We start from the raw sequence: 26,789 nt of genomic DNA on the forward strand, positions 1-26,789 counted from the left end.
ATCAAGGGAAACTTGATATATGCTCGACCAACAAAGATTGCGGAGAACGTGACATGTACGTCCAGCGTGACGGGGAAGGAAAGCTTGTCTGTGTCAGCCGGGAGCCTACAGCGACCTGCGACGAATTCATGGCGCCGGATGATCAGGAGCTGTTGTTCTTCCTGTCAGACGGTAACGAGCGCAACGAACAGTCCCAGTTCCATGCCTCCGACCTGGCCTTTGTGCGGGTGCTCGAGGACGTGCTTGATCTGCTGATGGACAAGGGCGTGATCAGCTTCACCGATCTGCCTGACGCGGCCCGCCGCAAGATCATGGACCGCCAGTCATTGCGTCGTCGCTACAATGATGTGGATCTGGTAGGGGACGACGACCCCCTCATCTAAGCGTTGAGTATCTGCACCTCTCAAGTCGCATGCGTCGACCTGGGCAAGACAAAGGGCCACCTTCGGGTGGCCCTTTGTTGTGTACCCTTCATGTCATCGACGTTCACGAGTGCCTGTCGGTTTCCATCCTGGCGGACACGGCAGGGCCGGTGACACCGTCCAGGCCCAGCTCGAACAGGGTGTCGATATCGCGATCCTCGTCGATGCCCTCGGCGATGGCCTGGATCGCCAGCGAATGGCATAGGGTCGCCATGCCCCTGAGAATGGTCTGCTGCTCCGGCCGCTCCGACACGCCACGACACAGGGTGGCGTCGATCTTGATGTAGGACAGCCCAAGATCCTGCAGATCTCCCAGCTGGCGGAAGGCCGCACCGACGTGCTCCATGCCCAGATGACAGCCGAAGGGGGCCAGCGACTGGCAGAGATATCGGAAGCTCTCGAGATCGCTTCGGGCGATCGACTCCGGCACCTCGATCCACAGGAAGGGGGCCGAGTCCGGGCGGGCGCTGAGTCGTTGCTGCAGGGCGATCACGACATTCGGCTGGGTAATCGCTGCATGGGACAAATTGATGCCAAGCGGCTGCCGGTGGTGATGGATGGTGTCGAGGGCGGCATCGATCACCTTGATATCCAGGCTGTCGTGGAGGCGCAGACGGGCGATCCAGGGCATGAAGACACCCGCCTGACGCCATTCGCCCTTGATGTTGAGCCGTGCTGGGGCCTCGTGATGCAGCAACTGTCCGCGTCGATCCAGCACCGGATACTGTCCCAGCAGGACGCCGTGCTCCATCGCTTCGACCAGCGATGAGCGCCACTCGGCGCGGCTGCGGTAGAGCGTTTCCTGCTCCACGTTGTGGCAGGACTCGATCGCCCGTCCAGGACGGCTCTCGGCCAGTGACAGGGCGCCATCCAGTGCGGCCATCAGGGTGGTGCGCTCCTGGCCGTGGTGGTAGACCGCCAGGGCAGCGGGGAGCCGCAGAACCGGTGCGTTCTGTTCGGCCAGGGTCGACAGATTGTCGTCCAGCCGTTCGCGGGCCCAGCTTTCGTCGACGTTGCCGCACAGCATCAGGGCGAAGTCACTGCCGTTGAGGCGACCCACATAGCCTTCGCCATGGGCCTCGGCGATGGCGGTCAGGCGTTGGCAAAGGTCGCTGAGCACGCCGTTGGTGTGCAAGTGGCCGCGGCGTTCGTTGAGCGCGGCCAGGTCGGTGGCACGGATCATCGCCACCACGCCGTAGCTGGATTCACCCTGTTGCTCGAGGCTGTAGTTGAGGCGGTCGATAAAGGCTTCCCGGGTCAAGGCCCCGGTCACCGTGTCATGCAGCAACTGGCGGCGTAGCCGGTCGATCTGCTCGCTCTCGCGCTGGAGCATCTCGCGCACGCTTTCCGACAACCGGTTCATGGCGTCGGACACTTCGCGCAGTTCCAGTGTGCGGGGCAGCGGGGCGACGGTGAAGCGACGCTGGCCGATATCGTTGGCCTGGCGCGTCAGGGTCTTCAGCGGGGTGCGGATCTGGCGTACCAGCAGGTAGGCAATCAGCAGGCTGAGTGCACCTGCTGCCACGAACCAGGCGGCCATGCGCAGGGTGCTCTGCCACAGCGACTGGTAGGCGAAGCCATGTGCGCTTTCGAGCTGCAAGGTGCCAAGCTGCTGCCAGCCATCCTGGATGACCGCAGTGCCGGCGGGGACCTCGAAGGCGACCAGCTCACGGAACCATCCCGGTACGCCAGTCTCTTCGGGGGCTGATGAGACGCGACGAATGATCGGTCTGTCCTGGGTGTCGAGCAGCTGGATCTTGCGGTAGTGGCCAGTATCGAACTGCGCCGAGATCAAAAGCTCCAGCGTCACTTCATCCTTGTCAGGCATCTGGCTCATGCTCAGGGCCAGGGCATTGGCGTTGTCCGCGTTCTTGATCAGTATTTCTTTTTCGATGTAGGCGCGGCTGCCTGATACGGCCACCACCAGACTGCCGATCAGGGCAATCAGCAGGATGGCAATGATGGCGAGCCAGAGTTGTTTGATCAACGACATGGCGGCGTCTCTAGATGAAGGATTGGCATGATGTCACTGGATTCCCTGTTGGCGCATGCGATCCAGCGCGTTTCGCCAGCGCGACAGGCGCGCCAGGGGATCCGCCCGTGATTGGGTGGTGCCACCCGCCCACAGGCCACTGCTGTTGAAGCTGAATAGCGGGTCCAGATCGGTGCGCAGGCTGGCACGGGAAATGCCGGCGGCAATATTGTCGAGAATCAGGGGCTCGGCGCCTGGCGTCTCGTAGTAGCCGAGCACCATATGGGCCTGGGTGATCTGGCTACGTCCCAGTCGAGCACGCACATAGATCATGCGCAACTTGCTGATGGGAATGCCGAGCTCCTTGAGGGTCACGTATTTGGCGATGGAGTAATCTTCACAGTCACCTGCGCCGCGTCCCAGCGATTCGATGGGAGTAGCCCAGTAGTCGCTCTGGCGCCAGATGGTGCGATCCTCGAGCCACTGCATCTTGCGATTGAAGAAGTCGTTGACGTCGCGCAGCTGAGTACGAAGGTCTGCGCCTCTCAGGCGATCGATCAGGTTGAGCCATTCGTCCAGGGCTCTTACCCCCTGACTGCCGTACTCGGCGCTCATGGCCGCGCGCATTCGCGCATGGTCGAGCGTCGCGTCCACCGGTGCGGGTGCCAGCGCCAGGAAGGCGCCCAACAGGCTCGCAGACCCCCAGGCGAGCCAGGAAGGGGGGCGGCGGCGAGACGGGCGAGACAAGACGGCATCTGGGCTCATGGCGAGTTCCAAGCCGGGCGGAGGTCAGGCCTTGCCGGGCCCTTGCCACAGCTTCAGTTGGCCTACCCAGGGCAGGGTTTCGAGGTCTCGGCACAATTGATGAGCCAATTCATCGAGATCCCCATGATGGATATCAGAGTCAACGTACAACGAAATGTCGATGCGGTCATCCAAATAGTGCAGATTCAGCGCCGTACGGTGTTGCCAGGCACGCTGATGCGACCAGCGTTCATCCAGCAGTTGCTCGATCTCCTCGCGCAGCGGCAAGCCCGGGCGCAGGCTGTGTTCGGTCTGTCCTTCGTCGTCCTCGGGGTCGATGTGGAAGGTGACATCCTTCAGGCGGGTGTGCGCTTCGCGTAGTTGTCGACTGACCGCATTGCCGATCTCGTGGGCTTCGGACACCGTGACCCTGGGAGCGACCACGATATGCAGATCGAGCACGACGTCGCTTCCGAGCTGGCGGGTGCGCAGATCATGCACGCTCTTGACGCCCGGCACCGACTCCGCCAGTCGGCGCATCGCACGCTGTTCTTCGACCGGCAGGGCGGTGTCGATCAGCTCCCGCGAAGACTGCCACATCAGCCGTCCACCGACCCAACCCACCATCAGGCCGACCACGATGGCGGCCACCGCGTCCATCCAGCCGACGCCGAACTGCCCCGCCACCAGGCCGACCAGCACCACCAGGGTAGACATGGCATCGGTGCGCGAGTGCCAGGCGTTGGCCTCGAGCAGCGGTGAGTCGAAGCGGCGGGCGGCGCGCAAGGTGTAGTGGTAGATCGCCTCTTTGGCCAGCAGCGAGACCACGGCCACGGCGATGGCAACGAGGCCGGGTGCGGCGCTCGAAGACCGATCGAGCAGGCGCTCGACACTCGACCAGGCGATGGCACCCGCGACGAAGATCAGCACACTGCCGAGCCACAGTGTCGCCAGGGTCTCGATTCGGCCGTGGCCGTAGGGATGGTCGCGGTCGGGTTCCTGGCGGCCGTAGTGGGTGGCCGCCAGCACGAAGGCGTCGGTGACGATATCCGAAAAGGAGTGGATGCCGTCGGCAATCAGGGCTGCCGACCCGACGATCACGCCGGTCACCAGTTTGAGCACGCCGACGACTAGGTCCACGCCGGCGCCGATCAGGGTGACGCCCTGGGCCGTCCAGGCAAAGGCGTGTCTGGAGCGCCCCGGCTGGCTTTTCTGACTCACGACGAAGGCTCGCTCCGCGCGCAGTTGATGACAGGGTTGGCGTACTGGGCCAGCCACCAGGATCTGAGGTCTTCCGGGACTTCGGAAAGACGTTGCGCGAACCGATCGCGGTCGGCCTCTGACACCTCGGACAGGTCCACCAGCTCAGGATGGCTGCCCAGGGCCTCCAGCGCCAGATGGTGGCTGGGAAAGAGGTGATAGCCGCTCAGCACCTGGCGGTCGATCTCGGCAGCGACCGCTTCCGGCGTATCGAAGCTGCGATCGATCGGCGTACCGAAGCGCAGATGAACCCGCCCCTTGTGGCCGGTGATGCCGGCGACGATGGAGCTGATGTCCTCGAACTCGCTCTTGTTGTAGCTGCCGTCTTCACTGACGGCTTTCAGCTCCCTGGCCTTCTGCACGTCGCAGGGATCGTACTCGTAGCTGATCGATACCGGTACCAGGCGCAGGGCTTCAATGCCTTCCCCGAGCGGCGCATGACGGTTGTCGGCACGGTGGGCCATGGTCATCATCTTGATGATCGCGGGGTCGGTACGATCGATGCCGTCCTTGGCCCGGCCTTCGCGCTGGGCCATCCAGATCGAGTGATTGTCGTCCTGAATGGAGTGGCGGATGTAGCTCGACAGCTTGTGGTAGGCCTGCAGCATGGCGCGCTTGCCGCGAGCACTGCGCGGCACGATGAAGCTCTTGTTGAGCCGCATCAGATCGGTGACGTAGGGCTTCTTGAGCAGGTTGTCACCGATGGCAATGCGCACGGTGTTGCGGCCGGCGAGGTACAGCGCATAGTTGACGAAGGCCGGATCCAGCGAGATATCGCGATGGTTGCCGATAAACAGGTAGGCGGTATCGGGGTCCAGACGATCGAGGCCGTCGACGCGAAAGTCGTCGGTGGAGGTCTTCAGCATGCGCTGCATGTAGGCCGCGATGCGTTGCTGAAACGCCGTCACGCTGGTGACGTCGCGGGTCTCGCGCTTGATCGCCCAGCTGGCCAGCGTGCGTGACAGGCGGGGCATCATGCGGGAAAGGCGCGGCAGCCGGTAGCGGGTCAGGGCGCTCAACAGCTCCGGGTCCTCTGCCAGGCGAGTCAGGGTCGTCGCCACCTCGTCGTCCTGATAGGGGCGAATATCGTGCCAGGGATCCTGCGGGGCATCGGATGTCGAAGTCATGGTGTCGTCGCAGTGAGGTCAGTAGCCGAAACAGAAGAACTCTGGGCTTCGCCGCCCAGCCAGTCGATCAGGCGGTCGACGCTTTCACCCAGGGTCTGGGCCATCAGAATGAAGTCGGTTTCCATGCGCAGCACGGCATCGTCGCCGTCATCTGCCTGGTTGGCTTCGTCGATCAGGGCGTCATCGAAGGCCAGTGACTTGACCGCCAGGTCGTCGTGGAGCACGAAACGCAGGCGCCCCTCCATGCCCAGCGCCAGCTTGCTGGCCTGTCGGCCGCTTTCGAGCAGTTGCTGAATGTCGTCGCCGTCGAGGTCCACCTGGCGTGCCTTGAGCACGCCGTCGTCGCCCTTGGCCTTGAGTTCGACCTGGTCGCCGAGCAGCATGTCGGCGGGGCGCGAGGAGGCGTCGTTGAGCCAGGTGGTCATGGCGCGAATCGGCAGTGTCTGGGCCGAGAGCGGCGTTACCTTGAGGCTTCCCAGGGACTCGCGCAACAGATCCAGCAGCTCTTCGGCGCGCTTTCGGCTGGAGCTGTTGACGGCGATCAAGTTTCGCCGGGTATCCCACCAGAGGTCAGTCTTCTGGCTGCGTACGAAGGCCCTGGGCAACAGTTCCTCGTAGACCTGCTCCTTGATTGCCTGCTTTTCCTGGCGGCGTAGCTTGCGGCTTTCCTGGGTCTCGATGACCTCGACGCGCTCGTCGACTTCTTCGCGGACCACCGAAGCGGGCAGGATGCGCTCCTGGCGCAGGGCGGTCATCAGGCGCTGGCCCTGCAGCTCGTGGAGATAGCGATCGCTACCCCGTCCGGCAGGCGTCGTCCAGCCGATGCGGCGGGCTTCGGTGCCACCGAGCGGGCGGAAAGCCTGTTCGGCGAGGGCCGTCTCCAGCTGCTCGCTGTCCAGGGTGCTGGCGTCGTGCAGACGGTAGAGGTGCAAGTGCTTGAACCACATGGAGCAATTCTCGGGTCAAAAAGGAGGCACATTATGGCGAATGGTCCCTTCGGGTGCCAGTTGCCAGCCATCGCAATGGTCGATTGAACAGGGTTGCGGCCAAGCCTAGCAGGCTGCGTCGCCCGCGCCCGTCCCTCTTTGGTGACAGTGTTGCCACTTTGCCCGCTCGAGGTCAGAATCAAACAGTAGTTTAAATGAGGAGCAATGACATGGAAGACGCTATCAGCACCACTTCGCTGAAGGTTCGTGGCTACCACCTTGACGGTTATGGCCACGTCAATCACGCCCGTTACCTGGAGTTCATGGAGGAAGGGCGCTGGGACTATTTCGACAAGCATCCGGCGCTGATGTCTCGCCTGGGAAAGGGAGATGTCGCTTTCGTCGCGGTCAATCTCAATATCGACTATCGCCAGGCGGCGGTGGCCGGTGACGAGCTGGACATTTCCACCCGTCTGTCGGCCCTGGGCGGGCGCAGCGCCAAGATGCGCCATGAGATCCTGCGCCGCCGCGATGGTGCCCTGGTGGCTCGCGCCGAGCTGACCTTCGTGCTGCTGGACGTGGCCAGCAACAGTGCGGTGGCGATCGAGGGTGAGCTGCGTGATGCCCTGGCGCCGCTGGTGGTGTCATGACGGCAGCGGTCAAGGCGCCGCACACAACGACAGACGCTGCGCGGAAGGCCCCAAGGGTGGTATGCTAGGTCGCTGTATTTGTGCGCCTTGTCACGGCTGCGTGACGCGCCTACCTGTTGCTGTGCAAAGGACTTGACGACCCATGGGTGACATCGCCAGAGAGATTCTGCCAGTCAATATCGAGGACGAGCTGAAGCAGTCGTACCTCGATTACGCGATGAGCGTGATCATCGGCCGAGCGCTGCCGGACGTGCGCGATGGCCTGAAGCCGGTTCATCGGCGTGTGCTGTTTGCGATGCACGAGCTGGGTAACGACTGGAACAAGCCATACAAGAAGTCCGCCCGTGTGGTGGGTGACGTGATCGGTAAGTACCACCCCCACGGCGACAGTGCGGTGTACGACACCATCGTGCGTATGGCCCAGGACTTCTCGATGCGCCACGTGCTGGTCGATGGCCAGGGCAACTTCGGTTCCATCGACGGCGACAACGCCGCCGCCATGCGTTACACCGAGGTGCGCATGGCGCGCCTGGCCCACGAGCTGCTGGCCGATCTCGAGAAGGATACTGTCGACTGGGTCGACAACTACGACGGTACCGAGCGTATCCCCGACGTGCTGCCGACCAAGGTGCCGAACCTGCTGGTCAACGGCTCCTCGGGCATCGCCGTGGGCATGGCGACCAATATCCCGCCCCACAACATGAACGAGATCATCAACGCCTGCCTGGCGCTGGTCGACGACTACACCCTGAGCGTCGATGATCTGATGGAGCATGTGCCGGGGCCCGACTTCCCCACCGGCGGTATCATCAACGGCCGCGCGGGCATTCTCGAGGCCTATCGTACCGGCCGCGGGCGCATCTATATTCGCGCCAAGCACACCATCGAACACGACGACAAGTCCGGCCGTGACCACATCATCGTCACCGAGCTGCCTTACCAGGTGAACAAGGCGCGGCTGATCGAGAAGATCGCCGAGCTGGTCAAGGACAAGAAGATCGAGGGTATCGCCGAGCTGCGCGACGAGTCCGACAAGGACGGTCTGCGGGTGGTGATCGAGGTCAAGCGCGGCGAGAGCGGCGAGGTGGTGGTGAACAACCTGTTCGCCCAGACCCAGCTGCAGAATGTCTTCGGCATCAACATGGTGGCGCTGGAAGACGGCGAACCGAAGACCATGAACCTCAAGCAGGTGCTCGAGGCCTTCATTCGCCACCGTCGCGAGGTGGTCACCCGGCGCACCCTGTTCGAGCTGAAGAAGGCGCGTGAGCGCGGCCACATCCTCGAAGGCCTGGCGGTGGCGATCTCCAACATCGACGAGGTGATCGAGCTGATCAAGGCCTCGCCGAATGCTGCCGAAGCCAAGGAAAAGCTGTTGGCCAAGTCCTGGCAGCCTGGCCAGGTCACCGGCATGCTGGAGCGCGCCGGCGCCACCTCGTGCAAGCCCGAAGACCTGGAAGAAGGCTTTGGTCTGGACCAGACCGGAGGCGAGTACCGTCTGTCGCCGGCCCAGGCCCAGGCCATTCTCGAGCTGCGCCTGCACCGCCTGACCGGCCTCGAGACCGAGAAGCTACTCGACGAGTATCTGTCGATCCTCGAGAAGATCGCCGAGCTGATGGCCATCCTGGCCTCCGCCGATCGCCTGCTCGAGGTGATTCGCGAAGAGCTGATCGCGGTGCGCGATCAGTTCGCCGACGAGCGTCGTACCGACATTCAGGCAAGCCACCTGGACCTGTCCATCGAGGACCTGATCGCCGAGGAAGACATGGTGGTCACGGTGTCCCGCTCGGGTTACGCCAAGACCCAGCCGTTGTCGGACTATCAGGCCCAGCGTCGTGGTGGTCGTGGCAAGTCGGCCACCGCGATGAAGGACGAGGACGTCATCGAGCACCTGCTGGTGGCCTCGACCCACGACACCGTTCTGCTGTTCTCCAATCGCGGCAAGGTCTACTGGCTCAAGGTCTACGAGATGCCTGCGGCCAGTCGCGGGTCCCGCGGCAAGCCGCTGGTCAACCTGTTGCCGCTGGAAGAAGGCGAGTCGATCAACGCCATCATGCCGGTCAAGGACTATGATCCGGACTGCTACATCTTCTTTGCCACCGCCCGGGGCACGGTCAAGCGCACCAGCCTCGAGCAGTTCTCGCGTCCGCGCAGCGTTGGCCTGATCGCCATCGACCTGGAGGAGGGCGATCGCCTGGTGGGCGCCGCGATTACTTCCGGCAGCGACCACGCCATGCTGCTGTCGTCCAACGGCAAGGCGATCCGCTTCGAGGAGTCCCAGGTCCGTGCCATGGGCCGTACCGCGCGCGGTGTGCGCGGCATGCGACTGCTCGATGGCGCCGAGGTGATCAGCCTGATCATCCCACAGAGCCTAGAGATCGATGCCGACGCCGAGGGCGGTGAGCGTGGCGAGGCCGGTGATGTCGACGCCAGCGGTGACGACGGCCAGATCTATATCCTCACCGGCAGCGAAAACGGCTACGGCAAGCGTACCCGTCTCGAGGAGTTCCCGCTGCGCGGTCGTGGCGGCCAGGGCGTGATCGCGATGCAGACCAGCGCCCGCAATGGCGCCATGGTGGCGGCGATGCAGGTCTGTTCCAGCGACGAGATGATGCTGATCACCGATCGCGGCACCCTGGTGCGCACCCGGGTCGAGGAAGTCTCGATCAGTTCGCGCAACACCCAGGGCGTCACCCTGATCCGCCTCGGCGAGGCCGAGGCGCTGGTCAAGACCGTGCGTATCCAGGAGCTGGAAGGCGACGACGAGCTCGATGCCGAGGGCGAAGAAGGTAGTGAGGACGCCGTCGAGAACTCGGCAGATGACGCCGCCGAGGGTGGCAGCGCCGAACCGGGCGACGACAGCGCGGCCGACGACAGCAATACCGACAATAACGACTGATCCGGGGTGCCACGGTGTCCGCGATGGACGCCGTGGCCCACCTATATAGTGACTGGCGGGCGTCGCCGGACGCCTGCCCTTGACGATCAATCGCCAGGACACCATGACACGCCACTACAATTTCTGCGCGGGCCCCGCCGCGCTGCCTACCGCAGTACTCGAACGTGCCCAGCGCGAGATGCTGGACTATCAGGGCCGTGGGCTCTCGGTGATGGAGATGAGCCACCGCTCCAGCGAGTACGTGGCCATCGCCGAGCGCGCCGAGGCCGACCTGCGTGAACTGCTCGCCGTGCCTGATAACTATCGGGTGCTGTTCACCCAGGGTGGTGCCACCCAGCAGTTTGCCGCGGTGCCCATGAACCTGCTTGGCCGCGGCGGCCGGGCCAACTTCATCGAGACCGGTATCTGGGGCAACAAGGCGATCAAGGAGGCGCGGCATCTATTCGGCAGCGCCCACATCGCCGCTTCAAGCGCCGAGAATGGCCATGTCGAAGCACCCCAGCAGGCTGATATCGCGCTGTCCGACGACGCCGCCTACCTCCACGTGACCCCCAACGAGACCATCGGTGGTCTGGCACTGGACTTTGTGCCCGTGGCGCGGCGCGGCGACGGGGTCGAGGTGCCGCTGGTGGCGGATCTTTCCTCGACCATTCTGTCTGAGCCGCTGGACGTCTCGCGCTTCGGTGTGATCTACGCTGGCGCCCAGAAGAACATCGGGCCGGCCGGTCTGGTGCTGGTGATCGTGCGTGATGATCTGCTCGACCAGGCGGTGAGCGAGATGCCGTCATTGTTCAGCTATCGTCAGTTGGCCGAGGCAGGATCGATGATCAACACACCGGCTACCTATAGCTGGTACCTGGCGGGTCTGGTGTTCGACTGGCTCAAGCGCGATGTCGGTGGTCTCAAGGCGATGGCCGAGATCAATGACCGCAAGGCGGCCAAGCTCTACGAGGCCATCGACCGCAGCGACTTCTATTCCAACCCCATCGCGGTGCGTAATCGCTCGAAGATGAACGTGCCCTTCGTGCTGGCCGACAGCGCCCTGGATAACGCCTTCCTCGAAGAGGGGGAAGCGGCGGGGCTTTTGAATCTCAAGGGCCATCGCAGCGTCGGCGGTATGCGCGCAAGCCTCTATAACGCGGTGCCTGAGGCCGCGGTGGACGCCCTGGTGGCGTTCATGGGCGATTTCGAGAAGCGGCGCGGCTGAGGTTCGTGCGAGAGCTGGCGCACCCAGTAAAGAGGTGGCGGGGCCAGGTTTCGCCAGCCATGCGTCAACGCCCGGTCACGGGGCGTTACAAGGAGACAACCCATGAGTGATTCGCAAGAGCCGAACCTCTCGTCGCTGCGTCAGCGCATCGACCATATCGACACCGAGATCCTGCGCCTGATCAGCGAGCGTGCCGAGTGTGCGCGCCAGGTGGCGGAGACCAAGACCGCAAGCGACCCCCAGGCGGTGTTCTATCGCCCCGAGCGCGAGGCCCAGGTGCTGCGCCGGGTGATGGAGCTCAACCAGGGGCCGCTGGACAGCGAAGAAATGGCACGGCTGTTTCGCGAGATCATGTCGGCCTGCCTGGCGCTGGAACAGCCGATCAAGGTGGCCTATCTCGGCCCCGAGGGTACCTTTACCCAGCAGGCTGCGCTCAAGCACTTCGGCGACAGCGCCATCAGCCTGCCCATGGCGGCCATCGACGAGGTCTTCCGTGAGGTCGAGGCCGGCGCGGTGAACTACGGCGTGGTACCGGTGGAAAACTCCACCGAAGGCGTGATCAACCATACCCTGGATTCCTTCATCGATTCGGGGCTGCGCATCAGCGGTGAGGTGGTGCTGCGCATCCATCATCACCTGCTGGTGGCCGATACTACCCTCAAGGACAAGGTGTCGCGTATCTACTCGCACCCTCAGTCCTTCGCCCAGTGTCGCAAGTGGCTCGATGCCCACTTCCCCCACGCCGAGCGGGTGCCGGTGTCGTCCAACGCCGAGGCAGCCCGGCTGGTCAAGAGCGAGTGGCACAGTGCGGCCATCGCCGGCGACATGGCGGCCAAGCTCTATGGCCTTAGCCACGTGGCGGAGAAGATCGAGGATCGCCCGGACAACTCCACGCGCTTCCTGATCATCGGCAACCAGGACGTGCCCATGTCTGGGGTCGACAAGACGTCGCTGGTGGTGGCGACCCGCAACCAGCCGGGTGCCTTGCACGACCTGCTCGAGCCGTTCCACCGCCACCAGATCGACCTGACGCGTCTGGAGACGCGACCCTCGCGCACCGGTGCCTGGAACTATGTGTTCTTCATCGACTTCTGTGGCCACGTCGAGGAGCCGCGGGTGTCGGCGCTGCTCGAGGAGGTGCGCCTGCGTGTCTCCGAGGTCAAGGTGCTTGGCTCCTACCCCCAGGGGGTCCTGTAGTAATGCAGGAAGAAGGAATGCAGCAAGAAGGAATGCAGGACGTCGCAATGCAGGAAGTCGCAACGCGTGGCGCAGTACCCGCATCCTTGCCTCGGGCTTCACGCATCGTCATCGTTGGACTCGGTTTGATCGGAGGGTCGCTGGCCGCTGCCTTGCGCAAGGCGGGGGTGGGGCAGGGGGATGACAGTCTCATCCTGGCCTGTGACCCAGACCCGAAGGAGCTCGAGTGCGGGCGTCGCATGGGGTTGATCGACGCAGGTTCGACGCAACTCTCCGAGGTTATCGAGGGTGCTACCCTGGTGGTGCTGGCGGTACCGGTGCTGGCCATGGGCCAGGTCATGGGCGAGCTAGGCGCGTTGCGTAGCCGCGCTGCCGGCGATCTGGTGATCACCGACGTCGGCAGCACCAAGGCAGCGATCGAGGCGGCTGCCATCGAGGCCTTCGGTGAGCTTCCCGCGCGCTTTGTGCTGGGGCATCCCATCGCCGGGTCGGAAAAGAGCGGCGTGGCGGCGGCCAATCCGGAGCTGTACCAGGCCCACAAGGTGATCCTGACGCCAACCTGCGCCACCGACCCCGATGCGCTTGAGCGTGTGCGGGCCCTGTGGCAGTTGACCGGTGCCGAGGTGCTGGAGATGGACGTGGCTCGCCACGATCAGGTGCTGGCGCGCACCAGTCATCTGCCGCATCTGCTGGCTTTCTCGCTGGTGGATACCCTGGCGCGCCAGGATGAGCGCCTCGAGATCTTCCGCTACGCCGCCGGCGGCTTTCGCGACTTCACCCGCATCGCCGGTAGTGATCCGGTGATGTGGCGAGACATCTTTCAGGCCAACCGGGGCGCCGTGCTCGAAGCTCTGGATGACTTCGAGTCAGGTCTGGCCCGACTCAGGGACGCGGTGAACCGTGGTGATGGCGATGGTCTGCTGGCCACCTTCGACCGCGCCAGTCATGCGCGCCACTATTTCGATACTCTGTTGAATCAGACCAGCTATCAGGCGGAATATCAGATGCAAGAATCAGCCATGCTGCGCTACCGGGTGGCCCCGGGCGGAAGCGTCACCGGTCGCATCCGGGTCCCCGGCGACAAGTCGGTTTCCCATCGCTCGATCATGCTCGGCGCGCTGTCCGAGGGCGTTACCGAGGTGTCCGGATTCCTCGAGGGCGAGGACAGCCTCGCCACACTCCAGGCCTTCCGCGAAATGGGCGTGGCCATCGAGGGCCCGCACCAGGGTCGCGTGACCATCCATGGGGTCGGCATGCACGGCTTGAAGAAGCCGGCAGGTCCGCTCTACGTCGGCAATGCCGGCACCGCCATGCGGCTGTTTGCCGGGCTGCTGGCGGGGCAGGCCTTCGACACCGAATTGACCGGTGATACCTCGCTGACACGTCGTCCCATGGGGCGGGTGGCCGATCCGCTGCGCCAGATGGGGGCGGTGATCGACACCGCCGAAGGCGGGCGTCCTCCGCTCAGGATCAAGGGCGGCCAGGCGCTGAAGGGCATCCACTACGACATGCCCATGGCCAGCGCCCAGGTGAAGTCCTGTCTGCTGCTGGCAGGGATGTTTGCCGAGGGCGAGACCCGAGTGCGTGAACCCGCACCGACCCGCGATCACACCGAGCGCATGCTCAATGGCTTTGGCTACGCCGTCGAGCGCGAGGGCGATACCTGCTGGCTGCAGGGCGGCGGCAAGCTGGCCGCTGGTCCGATCGATGTGCCGTCGGATATCTCCTCGGCGACCTTCTTCCTCGTAGCCGCGGCCATCACTCCGGGCTCCGATCTGGTGCTGGAGCACGTCGGCATCAATCCGACCCGGATCGGGGTGATCAATATCCTGACCGCCATGGGGGCGGATCTGCGCCTCGAGAACGAGCGAGAGGTAGGGGGGGAGCCGGTCGCCGACCTGCATATTCGCTATCGGCCGCTGAAGGGCATCGACATTCCCGAGGACCAGGTGCCGCTGGCCATCGACGAGTTCCCGGCGCTGTTCATTGCCGCGGCCAACGCCGAAGGCACCACGCGACTGCGCGGCGCCGAGGAGCTCCGGGTCAAGGAGTCCGATCGCCTGCAGTCCATGGCCGACGGCATGAGCGTGCTGGGTATCGACAACACCCTTTATGACGATGGCATCGACATCGTCGGCAAGGGCGGCGATGGCGCCAACTATGGCGGCGGGCGCGTGGACAGTCATGAGGATCATCGCATCGCCATGGCCTTCACCATCGCGGCCCTGCGCGCATCAAGCCCGATCGAAGTCAACGACTGCGCCAACGTGGCTACGTCCTTCCCCGGCTTTGTGGAGCTGGCACGAGGTGTCGGCCTTGAACTCGAAGAGGTACGCGAGGAGCAGGCATGAGCGATCATGACGAGCATTCGGCCCCGGTGCTGACCATCGATGGCCCCGGCGGCGCCGGCAAGGGCACCATCAGCCGGCTGATTGCCGAGCGACTGGGCTGGCATCTGCTGGATAGCGGCAGCCTCTACCGACTGACCGCGCTGTCGGCTATCGGCAAGGGCATCGCGCTGGACGATGAGCCGGCGCTGGCGGCGCTGGCCTCGGCCCTCGATGTGGTCTTTCGCGCCGAGAATGGCGAGGCGGTGGTCGAGCTCGAAGGGCGTGACGTGACTCGCGAGATTCGCACCGAGCAGGTGGGCAACAGCGCCTCTCTGGTGGCGGCGTTGCCGGCGGTGCGCCAGGCGCTGCTCGAGCGCCAGCGGGACTTCCGCCAGGCGCCCGGCCTGGTCGCCGATGGCCGTGACATGGGCACCGTGGTGTTCGTCGATGCACCCTTGAAGATATTTCTGACCGCCAGCGCCGAGGAAAGGGCGCGCCGGCGTCACCTGCAGTTGCGGGAGGCCGGGGTGGATGCTAGTCTATCGAGTCTTTTGAAGGAGATTCAGGCGCGCGACGACCGCGATACGCAGCGTAGCGTGGCGCCGTTGGTGCCGGCCGATGATGCCATCGAGCTCGACACGACCCGCCTGAGCATACCGGAAGTGGTTGATCGGCTGTCCGAACTGTTGTCCCGAAAGGGGCTCCTGTCCGGCACCTGAACTCCCTTGCGGCGTCCCCGGCCAGATGTCACGACGTGCCCGAGTACAGGAAACGGAAAACTCGGTCAGGTCCAACCAGTGCCAACATCCCCGGGGGTTTTTGAATATGGCCCGCACTTGCTGGTGGTGCGGAGAAGCGGCCCTGCCGCACTCAACGTTGATCACGTAGGAACATCATGAGCGAAAGCTTTGCTGAACTGTTTGAACAGTCTCTCCAGGACATCAACATGGAGCCGGGCGCGATCGTCGCGGCTACTGTCGTCGACATCGAAGGTGACTGGGTCACTGTCAATGCCGGCCTGAAGTCCGAAGGTCAGATCCCTGCCGCGCAATTCCGCGACGACAGCGGCGAACTGACCATTGCCGTCGGTGACGAGGTCCACGTGGCCCTCGAAGCTGTGGAAGACGGCTTCGGCGAAACCCGCCTGTCCCGCGAGAAGGCCAAGCGTGCCGAAGCGTGGAAGGTGCTGGAAGCTGCCTTCGAGAAGGAAGAGATCGTCAAGGGCGTGATCAACGGCAAGGTCAAGGGCGGCTTCACTGTCGACGTCGACTCCATCCGTGCCTTCCTGCCCGGCTCTCTGGTCGACGTTCGTCCGGTGCGCGACACCACGCACCTGGAGAACAAGGAACTCGACTTCAAGGTCATCAAGCTCGATCCGAAGCGCAACAACGTTGTCGTTTCCCGTCGTGCCGTTCTCGAAGCCGAGAACAGCGCCGAGCGTGAAGCGCTGCTCGCCACCCTGCAGGAAGGCCAGCAGATCATCGGTATCGTCAAGAACCTGACCGACTACGGTGCCTTCGTTGATCTGGGCGGCGTTGACGGCCTGCTCCACATCACCGACATGGCCTGGAAGCGCATCAAGCATCCGAGCGAGATCGTGGCCGTCGGCGACGAGATCACCGTCAAGGTGCTGAAGTTCGACCGCGAGCGCAACCGCGTCTCCCTGGGTCTGAAGCAGCTGGGCGAAGATCCGTGGGTCAACATCAAGGATCGTTACCCGGAAGGCACCAAGGTGCACGCCCGTGTCACCAACCTCACCGACTACGGCTGCTTCGCCGAGCTGGAAGAGGGTGTCGAGGGTCTGGTTCACGTCTCCGAAATGGACTGGACCAACAAGAACATCCATCCGTCCAAGGTGGTTCAGGTCGGTGACGATGTTGACGTCATGGTGCTGGATATCGACGAAGAGCGTCGTCGTATCTCCCTGGGTATCAAGCAGTGCACCGCCAACCCGTGGGAAACCTTCAACGCCCAGTTCAACAAGGGCGACCGCGTTGCCGGTACCATCAAGTCCATCACCGACTTCGGTATCTTCATCGGTCTGGACGGCGGCATCGACGGCCTGGTTCACCTGTCCGACATCTCCTGGACCGAGACTGGCGAAGAAGCCGTGCGTTCCTTCAAGAAGGGCGATGAGGCCGAAGCCGTCATCCTGTCCATCGATCCGGAGCGTGAGCGCATCTCCCTGGGTATCAAGCAGCTCGATACCGACCCGGTTGCCGAGTTCCTGTCCGTCAACGACAAGGGCACCATCGTCACCGGTCGTGTCGTCGAGGTTGACGCCAAGGAAGCTCACGTCGAGCTGGCGACTGACGTCGTTGCCGTGCTCAAGGCGTCCGAGATCAGCGCTGACCGTGTCGAAGACGCGCGCAACGTGCTGAACGAAGGCGACAGCGTCGAGGCCCGTATCGTCGGTGTCGATCGCAAGAACCGTCAGATCGCCCTGTCCGTCAAGGCCAAGGACCAGGACGACACCCGTCGCAACATGAGCAAGCTGCGCGACCAGGAAGTCGAGACCGGTGGCCCGACCACCATCGGCGACCTGATCAAGCAGCAGATGGGTCAGGACTAAGCCGGACCCCGACACTGTTCGGGACTGGTAATGGTCAAGAGCGCTTCCTTCGGGGAGCGCTCTTTTTTTATATGTAAGAAATTGTAGAGGGCTGGAATGTCCCTCGTGGCGGCGCTGCCTCAGTATTATTGGTGAGTTGGGCGAGTTTTTACCGCATATGCTTGAGGGGACGTGTTTTAGGGTTGATGCCCTTGTTGTAAGCATCTACCGTTTGTTTGACAGGATTTTGACTTTGCTTTTGGCCAATAACGTTTGAATAACGTCGTTTGGCTGGTTGTCATATACTCATGCAGGAGTGATAATGCCCCTGCATCCGAAAGCAACTACTATAGGCGTACCTTAATGTCTTCACTTTTGAATGACTATATGCAGATGGAGCAGCAGCTCCAGCAACTGCAGGAAAGACTTGGTCAGCTCCAGAACGATGACCGTCTCAAGTCCGAACTCGAGTTCAAGGGAAAGCTCGAAGAGCTGATGAAAGAGTTCGACAAGAGCGCATCTGACGTCATCGCCATCCTGGATCCGAAGTCCGCTGCTTCCCCGGCAAAGGCCGCTGCCCCGGCCGCTGGCGGTCGTCGCAAGCGCAAGCTCAAGATCTACAAGAACCCGAATACCGGCGAAGTCGTCGAAACTCGTGGTGGCAATCAGAAGACGTTGAAGGCCTGGAAGGAAGAGCACGGTAATGACACCGTCGAGTCCTGGCTGGTGCGTGTAGAAGACTGATGATTGTTTGAGCCGCAGATGAGCCAGTGCCTTGGACGTTGCATCGGTCCGGCACTGTTTCGATCTTCAGGCTTGCGGTGCCAGAAGCCGTCTTGAACCATCGACATGACAGTGACGTCGTCGTATTGTTCGGGACGGTTTCTTTTTGCACGGTATTCCTTGATCGGCTGCGTCTCGTTGGAGGCGAAGCCCGAAGCCCGAAGCCCGAAGCTTCGACTGCCCCTTGCGATGTTTCTGGTTTCCGGGGAGGGGACGAAGCGTGGCCTCCCACTGCACCGGTGTGATGCAGGAACAGTGTGATCCAGGCGAAGCGGGGCTGTGGCCTTGTCGTTGCCGGTACTTTGCTTGAATTCTGGTATGATGGAACGCAAAAGGTGGCCACCGAAGTGGCCACCAGAAGGGAGGCTTGCGGGCTCGGAGAGGCTAAGCGATCAGTCCTCTTCGAGTAGCGGCAGTCGCAGTTCCAGCCCATACTTGCCTTTGACCAGCTGAGGCGCTTCGCCGCTCAGGTAGACGCCGTGTTCAGACAGGCCGCGACAGGCCATGAACAGCATGGCGCTGGTCAGGTGTGAGCTGTCCTCGAGGGTGATGCAGGCGTGTCGCTGGGCCGGCAGCATGACCAGGCGGAACGGCAGTGGCAGCGCCAGGCGGTGTGCGTGTTCTTCGTCGACGTGGACACCCAGGTCGATACGGGGCGCCTCGCTGGCCAGCGGGTGATCGTGAAGAATAGCGATCGGTGCCGCGTTGGTGAGGCGTGCCGGAAGATCGTAGGCGCCTTCGGCATTACGCTGCCAGTTGTCCAGGTTCTCGATGATTTCGGGCGGCTGATAGAGGCGGGTAACCGCGGCACGCCGCAGCGGCAGGTCTGCCATCTTCACCGAGAAGTGGGGCAGATTGTGGCGCTGGCGATAGAGTTCCAGGCGCTGGTTCTGGCGGTACTCCCGGGGAGCGACACGGTAGCGGCGCTGGAAGGCGCGGGTGAACGCCGAGTGATTGCGATAGCCGCAGCGCTTGGCGATGTCATGTACGCCGTGGGGCGTATGGATCAGCAGCCTGGCGGCCTTCTCGAGTCGTAGCATGTCGCGGTAGGCACTTGGCGAAATGCCGAACGACTGGCGGAAGCGCCGACGCACCTGGGATGAGGAGTACCCCATACGCGTGGCAAGATCTTCGATACTCAGCTGACTGTCCAGGGTTTCCTGGAGCCAGATTTCGGCGCGCATCATCTCGTTGAACATGGTCTTGCCTCCCTGAACCATCGGCGCGGACCCGACCCTCCCTGGGTCCTCGGAGAGCGAATCCGAGCGTCCGTATCGCTGGTCGTTGTAGTCGGAACATCCGCCTGTCCCGAGGTATGATGGTGTAGGTTTGTAGCGTTAGGATACATCCTGTTACGTAGTTATGCAGTCTAGCGCGCCTGTCTGGCAAGTGCAATGTGCCGTTTTGATCGTTTGTGCACAAAACGTCAGTGATGGATTGCATATCTAACATGCTGTTGTGAAAGTAAAAAAGGCGTTATTTTCGAGCCTTTCTTGATAAGGTGGTGCCGCAGGATACTGAACCTGTCGCACCTCCATCGACGTTAACGACTGGTAACAAATGAAATCTCAGAGTTCCCAAAAGCCTATGGACGAACGCGAGAAGCTTCGCCGCTTTCGTGAATTGGATGACGCCTTCGCGGAAGCGCTGCGCAGCCTGGACAACCCGAACAAGGCCGCCGAGATCCCCACCGGCCCTCCGGTCCGCTCCATCGACAGCCTGGAAGAAGAAGAGCAGCGTCGAAAGGAAGAGGACTTCGAGCGGCGGCTGCTGGGCTTGATCCAGGAATATGCCCAGACCCCTGAATCGGTGCGGGAATTGGTCGCCACGCTGCAATCGATGGGGCGCATCGCCTGACCGCATGACCTCTGCCTTTGTCAGGGGTCATCGAGATGGGTCTTGCCGGACTTCAACCTGTGCGATTTTGACAGGGATTTTCCGACGGCTCTGTGGGTAAAGGCCGTGGCGTCTTTGCGCAAATACTGCAAAATGATGTCAGCAATTGCTGATGTCAGCGCTTGCCGACAGGCGCGCGCTGCTTTCGGCGGTTGCCGGAACGCAGGCGTCTAAGGTGGGGTGCAGGTGCTTTGGCAGGTCAGCGGCAAGCCTCGTTGAGCGGACGCTTTGGCGTGCGCCGCACCGGGCCCTTCAGCGGTAGCGAAAGACTCTCAAGCTTGGCAGGAAGGGGGTGTCCTCGAGGCGTTCGTCGCTTCTCCGGGCGCGTTGGCGTTCGGCTGGCGGTTGTGCCGGCGGAAGGTTGTGATGGGGGAGCTGCGCCTGGGGCACAAGCAGGGGTAGAGCCGCATTCATGGCGCGCCTGAGGCGACCGTCCGGCAGAGGGTCCCGGTAAAAGAGGTTGGCTCGCATCAGCGGTGCCTGTCGTTGCACCTGGGCCAGGGGCTCGCTGGAAGGAATGCCGGCGAGGCGCTCGAGTTGAATGCGAATGTGCGGTGACTCGGTGTCGAAGGCCATCAGCTTGCGCTCGACTTCGGCCACGCTCAAGCGGGTGATGGAGCGTCCGCTGGCGTACCAGGCCAGACGAACCCGCTCCACCGGCGCCTCGGCAATGGGCAGGGCGCGCCAGGTCTGTTTCAGATGGAGGCGGGCGAGGCCAGCGCCCCCCAGGTGATCATTGAGTTCCGGGTGGCGTATCGGCAGCCTGGCCTTGATCTCGGGTATCAGTTGGGGCGATTGCTGGCGAATGACACTCAGCCGTTCAGAAAACTCCGCCTTGGCCTGGTTCAGCGCCAGAGCTGCCTCGCAGGTGACCGGGTCCGCGGCCACCAGTCCGATATAGCTGCGGGTGACACGGCCGTCCTGGCCGTCGACATACCACAGATCCAGTAACGCCTGGCGCAGCCAGTCCGCATCGGCCGTCTCGCGATCGAAGGACCAGGCAGGAAGGCGTGATGCCTGCCAGCGGTCGACGACCTCTCTGGCGCACGCGATGATCCGATCGAACCCTGCGTCGAGCTCTGCCAATAGCTGGTAGGCGGGCCGTGACGGGGCGCTGGCATTGCCTGGCCGGTCCATCGTTCAGTCCTGGTTATGCAGGTCGCGTTCGGCTCTGGCGACCCATTCATCGATGCTGGTTTCGTCCATGGCGGGTTCGCCGGCAATACGATGACTGCCATCGGCCCAGGCCCCCAGGTCAATCAGACGACAGCGCTTGCTGCAGAAGGGGCGATAGCTGTTCTCGGGCGTCCAGAGTACTTCCTTGCGACATTGTGGGCAGGCAACCTTCAAGGTGCCCTGACGAGTGCTGTGTGACATGTGGGGCTCCTGATGCAAGACGTAAACGTCGATAGCGGAAGTCACAGGCTCAGGCCTTGGCGGCGAGCCTGCGATAGGTGGCATCCAGTGCCTTGACGGCCTCGGAGAGCGCCGCTAGATCACCGTCATTGGTGATGACATCGTCGGCCAGTGACAACCGCTCGTCACGACCCATCTGCGCGGCCACGATAGCCTTGGCCTGGGCCAGGTCGACATCATCGCGCTGGGTAGTGCGTTCGATCTGCAGCGCTTCTGGTACGTCCACCACCAGGGTGCGCTGGACCATGTCCACCTGCCCGGATTCAAACAGCAACGGGGAAACCAGCAGCACATAGGGGGCGTCTTGCTGCCGCAGCAGCGACAGTCTAGTGACCAGCCGTTCGCGCACGCGTGGATGGGTGGTCGCTTCAAGCCAGCGGCGTTCCTTTTCGTCGGCGAAGACGAGGGCGCGCAAGGCAGCACGGTCGAGGCGACCTTCCCTGGTCAGTATGGCATCTCCATATCGGTCGACGATGGCCTTGAGGGCCGGCTCGCCCGGGGCGACCACCTCTCGCGCGATATCGTCGGCATCGACCCAGCGAGCGCCGTGATCGCCAAACAGACGGGCCACCGTCGATTTGCCTGAGGCGATGCCACCAGTCAGTCCAATTATCATGCCACCCGTACTCCCTTCGTGTGTTCAGCGTAGTGCTTGTGTGGTGCAGTAGCCTGGGCCTTGAGTGCAACGTCGGCAAGCGACGATCAAAGGTTGCAGCGCTGAGAGAACGCAGTTTACGAGGTGCAACCCTGCATTTCGAGACGCCATTCACCCCGTGTCACCGAGCGCAGCGTGTCTTCATGTCAGTCCCGACAGCGCCTGATATCCGGTGAGCAGTTCATTGCCGGCGAGCAGGCCAAGACCGCCGGCCAATACCAGCGAAGGACCGAACGGCAAGGGCTGGCCCTTCAGGTGTCGGGACCTCCACTGTATCAGCAGACCCGAAATTGCACCTAGCAAGGCGGCGATCAATATCACCAGTGGCAACAGTTGCCAGCCGAGCCAGGCGCCAAGTGCGGCAATCAGCTTGACGTCACCAAGCCCCATGCCGTCGCGTCCGGTGAGGGCGTGAAAGGCCTTGCCGATGGCCCACAGCACGGCGTAGCCGGCGGTGGCCCCGATCACCGCATCATCCAGACTGGTGGGGCTGAACAGTAGCTGGTAAAGCAGGCCACACCATAAAAGGGGCAGGGTAAGGGCGTCGGGAAGCAGTTGGGTGCGCAGATCGATCACCGCCAGGGCCAGCAGCGTCAGGCTGGCGCCGTAAAGCCACAGGGCAGGCCAGGTGGGCCCGTGGAGGATGCAGAAGCAGACCGCGAGCAGGGCGCTGGCCAGTTCCACCAGCGGATACTGGATGCTGATGCGTCCCTGGCAGTTGGCGCAGCGTCCGCGACGCTTGAGCCATCCCAGCAACGGCAGGTTGTCGTGCCAGGCGATGGGGGTGAGACAGCGCGGACAGCGAGAGCGGGGGCGAGCCAGTGACAGTGGCTCCTCGATGTCGTCTGACAATTCGAGAGCCGCGCGGGCCTCGGTGCGCCACTGTTGCATCAACATGACCGGAAGGCGAGTGATGACGACATTGAGAAAGCTGCCGAGGCATAACCCCAGCAGAGCAACAAGAGCAAGAGAAGCGAAAGTGACATCCGAAAAAAGCAAAAGGAGCTCCGTGGTTCGGGGGCGGTCAAAGGAGGCTATTCTACCGTTGGCAAGAGGCGATTGTCTGGTGATACGGCAAGGCAGCGGGTGATGTCAGGGGGCTGGACGTCCCTTGCCGGGCTTCCTGCGTCGCCCTTGGGGTGTCACCTGCTCAGCCATTAGTCTAAAATTGTCCCCTTTTTCCGATCAGGTAAGCGACATGACCCAGACGTTCGGACCCGTGATGCTGGATCTCGATGGCCATGAGCTATCGGCAGAGGAGCGATCGCTGCTCGAGCATCCCGCCACCGGTGGTGTCATCCTGTTTGGACGCAACACTCGAGATGCGCACCAGGTGCGCGAACTGTGCCGGTCGATTCGAGAGGTGCGTCCTGATCTTCTGCTGGGCATCGACCAGGAAGGAGGGCGTGTCCAGCGCCTGAAAGACGGAGTCACCCGGCTGCCGCCGATGTCCCGCCTGGGACAGGAGTACCTGGACTCACCCGAGACGGCCGTGCGGCTGTGCCAGGACGCCGGCTGGCTACTGGGTATGGAAATGGCCGCCTGTGGCCTCGATTTGAGCTTCGCGCCGGTGCTGGATGTCGACGTCGGGCTGTCATCGGTGATCGGTGATCGCAGCTTTGCCGGCGACCCCGAGACTGTGGCACTGCTGGCGGGTGCCTTTGTCGAGGGGCTGCACGACGCGGGGATGGCGGCGATCGGCAAGCACTTTCCGGGGCATGGCGGGGTGAAGGCCGATACCCACCATGAAGTCGCGCGTGACGAACGTAGCCTCGACGAACTCCGACAGCACGACCTGGTGCCGTTTCAGTCTCTGGCACCCAAGCTCGATGGCATGATGCCGGCTCATGTGGTGTATCCCGCCTTCGACCCAAGGCCAGCAGGATTCTCGCGCCCCTGGCTTGGCATGCTGCGTGAGAGCCTGGGCTTCAAGGGCCTGATCTTTTCCGATGACCTGACCATGGCCGGCGCTCAGGTCGCCGGTGGGCCGGTGGAGCGCGCCCAGGCGGCCCTCGACGCCGGTTGTGACATGGTGCTGGTGTGCAATGACCGAGCCGCTGCCAAGGCAGTGCTCGATGCCTGCGCCGAGCGTACCGTTCGCCGGGCTTCACGCTTGCGCTATGGCCGCGCTCGTCCTGACCTGGACGCCTTGCCGGCCCTGTCTCGCTGGCGCCGGGTACACGCTCGCCTCGAGGCGATGACTTCCGATTGATGTTTGAAACGAGTTGACTGTTATGCCGAAACTGGACCCTGCCCATAGCGCTTCACGTGACGATATGCGTGAGGTGATGGACACTGCGGATTGCCTGATCAGCCATGATGAAGTCGAGCGTGCGCTCGATCGCATGGCCGAGGAGATTACCCGGGATCTCGGCGATGAACTGCCGGTGTTCTACTGCGTAATGAACGGTGGCTTGATCACGACCGGTCACCTGCTGCCGCGTCTGGGCTTTCCGCTGGAGGTGGACTACCTGCACGCCACTCGCTATCGCGGCAAGACCCGAGGGGGCGAGCTGTTCTGGCGTGTCTCGCCGGAGATCCCCATGGCCGGACGTCATGTGGTGATCGTCGACGATATCCTCGACGAAGGTGCCACCCTGGCGGCCATCCTCGACTATTGCCGCGAGGCCGGCGCCAAGAGCATCTCCACCGCGGTGCTGGTGGACAAGAACCACGACCGCAAGGCAGTGCCTGGCCTCAAGGCCGATTACTGCAGCCTGGAGGTCGCTGACCGCTATGTCTTTGGTTTCGGGATGGACATTAAGGGCTATTGGCGTAACGCCCCCGGCATCTTTGCGCCGAAGGGGATGTAAAAAGGTAAGGGCAAGACCGACCGCCAGTGTCCGGCTTCAGCGATACCAGAAGCGCCCCGGGGATACCCTCCGGGGCGCTTCTGTTTTTGGGTACCAGGTAAGCCAGGACCTTGGCTTTCAAGTTCTTGGCTTTCAGGTCCTGCTATTCAGGACTCAGGCCAGTCCAAGTTCGTGGGTCGCTTCCTCACGCATCTTGAACTTCTGCACCTTGCCGGTGACGGTCATCGGGAACTCATCGACGAACTTGACGTAGCGCGGCACCTTGTAGTGCGCGATCTTGCCCTTGCAGAAGGCCTTGAGTGCTTCCTCGTCGAGCTGTTCGCCTTCGCTGAGCTTGACCCAGGCCATGACCTCCTCGCCGTACTTCTGGTCGGGTACACCGATGACCTGGACGTCGGAGATGGCGGGATGGGTGTAGAGGAAGTCCTCGATCTCGCGGGGGTAGATGTTCTCGCCACCGCGGATGATCATGTCCTTGATACGCCCGACGATGGCCACATAGCCTTCATCGTCCATGGTCGCTAGATCGCCGGTATGCATCCAGCCGGCGTTGTCGATGGCCTTGGCGGTGGCTTCCTCGTTGTTCCAGTAGCCGAGCATCACGCTGTAGCCACGGGTGCACAGCTCGCCGGTCTCGCCCTTCGGAACCACCGCGCCGCTTTCCGGATGCACCAGCTTGACCTCCAGATGCGGGTGGATGGTGCCCACCGTGGTGACGCGCTTGTCCAGCGGGGCATCGGTGGTGGTCTGGAAGCTGACCGGGCTGGTTTCGGTCATGCCGTAGCAGATGGTCACGTCCTGCATGTTCATCTGGTCGATGACCCGGCGCATCACCTCGATCGGGCAGATGGAGCCTGCCATGATCCCGGTACGCAGCGACGACAGATCGTAGCTGTCGAAGTCCGGATGCTCGAGCTCTGCGATGAACATGGTGGGGACACCGTACAGCGTGGTGGCCTTTTCTTCCGCCACCGCTGCCAGGGTGGTCTCGGGGTCGAAGCCGTCGGCGGGGTAGATCATGGTGGCGCCGTGGGTCACACAGCCCAGGTTACCCATCACCATGCCGAAGCAATGGTAAAGCGGTACCGGAATCACCATGCGGTCCTGATCGGTCAGGTTCATTGCCCTGGCCACGAACATGCCGTTGTTGAGGATGTTGTGGTGGGACAGGGTGGCGCCCTTGGGCGCACCGGTGGTGCCGGAGGTGTACTGGATGTTGATCGGCTCGTCGAACTGCAGACCTGACTGCACCTCGGCCAGTTCCTCGGCGCTGACTTCGTCGCTGCGCTCGAAGATGCGCTCCCAGGCCAGCATGCCTGGCAGGGTCTTGGCCGAGTCGAGGCAGATGACACGCTTGAGCTCGGGCAGTCCGGCCAGTTTGAGCGGGCCAGCCCCCTGGACGTCGTTGAGCTCCGGGGCAAGCTCCGCCAGGGTGGCCACGTAGTCCGATGTCTTGAAGCTGCCCTGGAGGATCAGCGTCGAGGTGCCCGACTGCTTGAGCGCGTAGTCGAGCTCATGGGTGCGGTAACTCGGATTGATGTTGACCAGGATGGCGCCGATCTTGGCGGTGGCGAACTGGGTGATCGTCCATTCAGCGCAGTTTGGTGACCAGATGCCCACCCGGTCGCCTTTCTTGACGCCCATGGCCAGCAGCGCGCGGGCCGCCTGGTTCACCTCGTCCTGGAGCTCGCGCCAACGATAGCGTAGCCCCTGGTGGCGGCTGATCAAGGCGTCCTGGTCGGGGAAGCGGGATACCGTTTCGTCGAAGCAGTCACCGATGGTCTGGCCCTTCAGGGGCAGGTCACTGATGCCGCTGACGTAGCTCACGCTCGAGGGTGAGGGCGCGGTCGAGGGAGCGAGATCGGGAGAGGAAGCAGACTGGCGTGTCATCGTGGCTCTCGTCTTGTCGTCTGGTGATTGCCGTGGGGCAGGGTGTTGTCATTG

At 63.0% G+C, this 26,789-nt stretch carries 23 protein-coding genes; 12 read left to right on the forward strand and 11 right to left on the reverse strand.

Translation table 11 applies throughout. The features are described from left to right. The first annotated feature begins 53 nt into the window (after positions 1 to 53). The gene (locus tag NFG57_RS08775) at positions 54 to 383 is read left to right on the forward strand and encodes a hypothetical protein (protein ID WP_045994806.1); all 330 of its coding nucleotides are present in this window, start codon (positions 54 to 56) and stop codon (positions 381 to 383) included. 103 nt (positions 384 to 486) lie between these two features. Here the strand turns inward: NFG57_RS08775 and NFG57_RS08780 are convergent, their stop codons facing one another. From NFG57_RS08780 to NFG57_RS08800, 5 genes are read right to left on the reverse strand one after another with little or no spacing between them, the layout of a single operon-like run. Then, entirely contained in the window at positions 487 to 2,415 is a 1,929-nt protein-coding gene (locus NFG57_RS08780) for a LapD/MoxY N-terminal periplasmic domain-containing protein (protein ID WP_222517248.1), read from the reverse strand. Between the two features lie 33 nt (positions 2,416 to 2,448). Continuing rightward, positions 2,449 to 3,159, reverse strand: coding sequence for a transglutaminase-like cysteine peptidase (locus NFG57_RS08785; RefSeq protein ID WP_213230663.1), 711 nt, complete (start codon positions 3,157 to 3,159; stop codon positions 2,449 to 2,451). A gap of 24 nt (positions 3,160 to 3,183) precedes the next feature. Beyond that, positions 3,184 to 4,359 (reverse strand): cation diffusion facilitator family transporter, encoded by a 1,176-nt coding sequence (locus NFG57_RS08790; RefSeq protein WP_348815964.1) that lies wholly within the window; start codon positions 4,357 to 4,359, stop codon positions 3,184 to 3,186. Continuing rightward, positions 4,356 to 5,525, reverse strand: coding sequence for a 1-acyl-sn-glycerol-3-phosphate acyltransferase (locus NFG57_RS08795; RefSeq protein WP_045994810.1), 1,170 nt, complete (start codon positions 5,523 to 5,525; stop codon positions 4,356 to 4,358). The genes NFG57_RS08790 and NFG57_RS08795 overlap by 4 nt, the downstream gene beginning before the upstream one ends. Continuing rightward, complete coding sequence (locus tag NFG57_RS08800) at positions 5,522 to 6,472, reverse strand: recombination-associated protein RdgC (RefSeq protein WP_108133792.1); 951 nt, start codon at positions 6,470 to 6,472, stop codon at positions 5,522 to 5,524. The genes NFG57_RS08795 and NFG57_RS08800 overlap by 4 nt, the downstream gene beginning before the upstream one ends. A 209-nt stretch (positions 6,473 to 6,681) precedes the next feature. On the opposite strand from NFG57_RS08800, the gene NFG57_RS08805 reads away from it, so the two are divergent. From NFG57_RS08805 to NFG57_RS08840, 8 genes are all read left to right on the forward strand, one after another. Further along, positions 6,682 to 7,101 carry a thioesterase family protein gene (locus tag NFG57_RS08805; protein WP_108133793.1) on the forward strand — a complete coding sequence of 140 codons (420 nt, stop codon included), beginning with the start codon at positions 6,682 to 6,684 and terminating at the stop codon, positions 7,099 to 7,101. Positions 7,102 to 7,243: 142 nt separating this feature from the next. After that, positions 7,244 to 9,997 carry a DNA gyrase subunit A gene (gene gyrA / locus NFG57_RS08810; protein WP_348815966.1) on the forward strand — a complete coding sequence of 918 codons (2,754 nt, stop codon included), beginning with the start codon at positions 7,244 to 7,246 and terminating at the stop codon, positions 9,995 to 9,997. Positions 9,998 to 10,100: 103 nt separating this feature from the next. Continuing rightward, complete coding sequence (serC, locus tag NFG57_RS08815) at positions 10,101 to 11,204, forward strand: 3-phosphoserine/phosphohydroxythreonine transaminase (RefSeq protein ID WP_348815968.1); 1,104 nt, start codon at positions 10,101 to 10,103, stop codon at positions 11,202 to 11,204. Positions 11,205 to 11,306: 102 nt separating this feature from the next. Then, positions 11,307 to 12,401: a prephenate dehydratase gene (gene pheA, locus NFG57_RS08820; protein ID WP_045994814.1), complete on the forward strand. Its 1,095-nt coding sequence runs from the start codon at positions 11,307 to 11,309 to the stop codon at positions 12,399 to 12,401. 47 nt (positions 12,402 to 12,448) lie between these two features. Continuing rightward, positions 12,449 to 14,752: a bifunctional prephenate dehydrogenase/3-phosphoshikimate 1-carboxyvinyltransferase gene (locus NFG57_RS08825; protein WP_348815970.1), complete on the forward strand. Its 2,304-nt coding sequence runs from the start codon at positions 12,449 to 12,451 to the stop codon at positions 14,750 to 14,752. Then, entirely contained in the window at positions 14,749 to 15,450 is a 702-nt protein-coding gene (gene cmk / locus NFG57_RS08830; RefSeq protein WP_045994816.1) for a (d)CMP kinase, read from the forward strand. The genes NFG57_RS08825 and cmk overlap by 4 nt, the downstream gene beginning before the upstream one ends. Positions 15,451 to 15,626: 176 nt before the next feature. Further along, positions 15,627 to 17,303 (forward strand): 30S ribosomal protein S1, encoded by a 1,677-nt coding sequence (rpsA, locus tag NFG57_RS08835; protein ID WP_045994817.1) that lies wholly within the window; start codon positions 15,627 to 15,629, stop codon positions 17,301 to 17,303. Between the two features lie 342 nt (positions 17,304 to 17,645). Continuing rightward, entirely contained in the window at positions 17,646 to 18,026 is a 381-nt protein-coding gene (locus NFG57_RS08840; protein ID WP_045994818.1) for a histone-like nucleoid-structuring protein, MvaT/MvaU family, read from the forward strand. A gap of 431 nt (positions 18,027 to 18,457) precedes the next feature. Here NFG57_RS08840 and NFG57_RS08845 read toward each other — a convergent pair whose 3' ends face one another. Further along, positions 18,458 to 19,264: a helix-turn-helix transcriptional regulator gene (locus NFG57_RS08845; RefSeq protein ID WP_045992373.1), complete on the reverse strand. Its 807-nt coding sequence runs from the start codon at positions 19,262 to 19,264 to the stop codon at positions 18,458 to 18,460. 361 nt (positions 19,265 to 19,625) lie between these two features. Between NFG57_RS08845 and NFG57_RS08850 the strand changes: the two genes are divergently transcribed. Beyond that, positions 19,626 to 19,922: a hypothetical protein gene (locus NFG57_RS08850; protein ID WP_045992371.1), complete on the forward strand. Its 297-nt coding sequence runs from the start codon at positions 19,626 to 19,628 to the stop codon at positions 19,920 to 19,922. Positions 19,923 to 20,213: 291 nt separating this feature from the next. Here NFG57_RS08850 and NFG57_RS08855 read toward each other — a convergent pair whose 3' ends face one another. The 4 genes from NFG57_RS08855 to NFG57_RS08870 all read right to left on the reverse strand — a co-directional run bounded on the left by NFG57_RS08855 (position 20,214) and on the right by NFG57_RS08870 (position 23,031). Then, positions 20,214 to 21,098, reverse strand: coding sequence for a DNA replication terminus site-binding protein (locus NFG57_RS08855; protein ID WP_108447812.1), 885 nt, complete (start codon positions 21,096 to 21,098; stop codon positions 20,214 to 20,216). Positions 21,099 to 21,101: 3 nt separating this feature from the next. Next, positions 21,102 to 21,338, reverse strand: a complete 237-nt coding sequence (yacG, locus tag NFG57_RS08860; RefSeq protein ID WP_045992369.1) for a DNA gyrase inhibitor YacG — start codon at positions 21,336 to 21,338, stop codon at positions 21,102 to 21,104. A gap of 49 nt (positions 21,339 to 21,387) precedes the next feature. Next, positions 21,388 to 21,993, reverse strand: a complete 606-nt coding sequence (gene coaE / locus NFG57_RS08865; protein ID WP_222517240.1) for a dephospho-CoA kinase — start codon at positions 21,991 to 21,993, stop codon at positions 21,388 to 21,390. Between the two features lie 180 nt (positions 21,994 to 22,173). Next, positions 22,174 to 23,031: an A24 family peptidase gene (locus NFG57_RS08870; RefSeq protein WP_261395622.1), complete on the reverse strand. Its 858-nt coding sequence runs from the start codon at positions 23,029 to 23,031 to the stop codon at positions 22,174 to 22,176. A gap of 199 nt (positions 23,032 to 23,230) precedes the next feature. Here NFG57_RS08870 and nagZ point away from each other — a divergent pair, with 199 nt between their 5' ends. Together nagZ and NFG57_RS08880 are read left to right on the forward strand one after the other, a co-directional pair. Further along, the gene (gene nagZ, locus NFG57_RS08875; protein ID WP_222517239.1) at positions 23,231 to 24,244 is read left to right on the forward strand and encodes a beta-N-acetylhexosaminidase; all 1,014 of its coding nucleotides are present in this window, start codon (positions 23,231 to 23,233) and stop codon (positions 24,242 to 24,244) included. 22 nt (positions 24,245 to 24,266) lie between these two features. Next, positions 24,267 to 24,845 (forward strand): hypoxanthine-guanine phosphoribosyltransferase, encoded by a 579-nt coding sequence (locus NFG57_RS08880; protein ID WP_045992365.1) that lies wholly within the window; start codon positions 24,267 to 24,269, stop codon positions 24,843 to 24,845. A gap of 153 nt (positions 24,846 to 24,998) precedes the next feature. Here the strand turns inward: NFG57_RS08880 and NFG57_RS08885 are convergent, their stop codons facing one another. Next, positions 24,999 to 26,735: an AMP-binding protein gene (locus NFG57_RS08885; RefSeq protein ID WP_348815973.1), complete on the reverse strand. Its 1,737-nt coding sequence runs from the start codon at positions 26,733 to 26,735 to the stop codon at positions 24,999 to 25,001. Positions 26,736 to 26,789: the final 54 nt, after the last annotated feature.

Origin of the sequence: Halomonas sp. H10-59, assembly GCF_040070555.1 — a bacterium.
GTDB lineage: Bacteria > Pseudomonadota > Gammaproteobacteria > Pseudomonadales > Halomonadaceae > Halomonas > Halomonas litopenaei.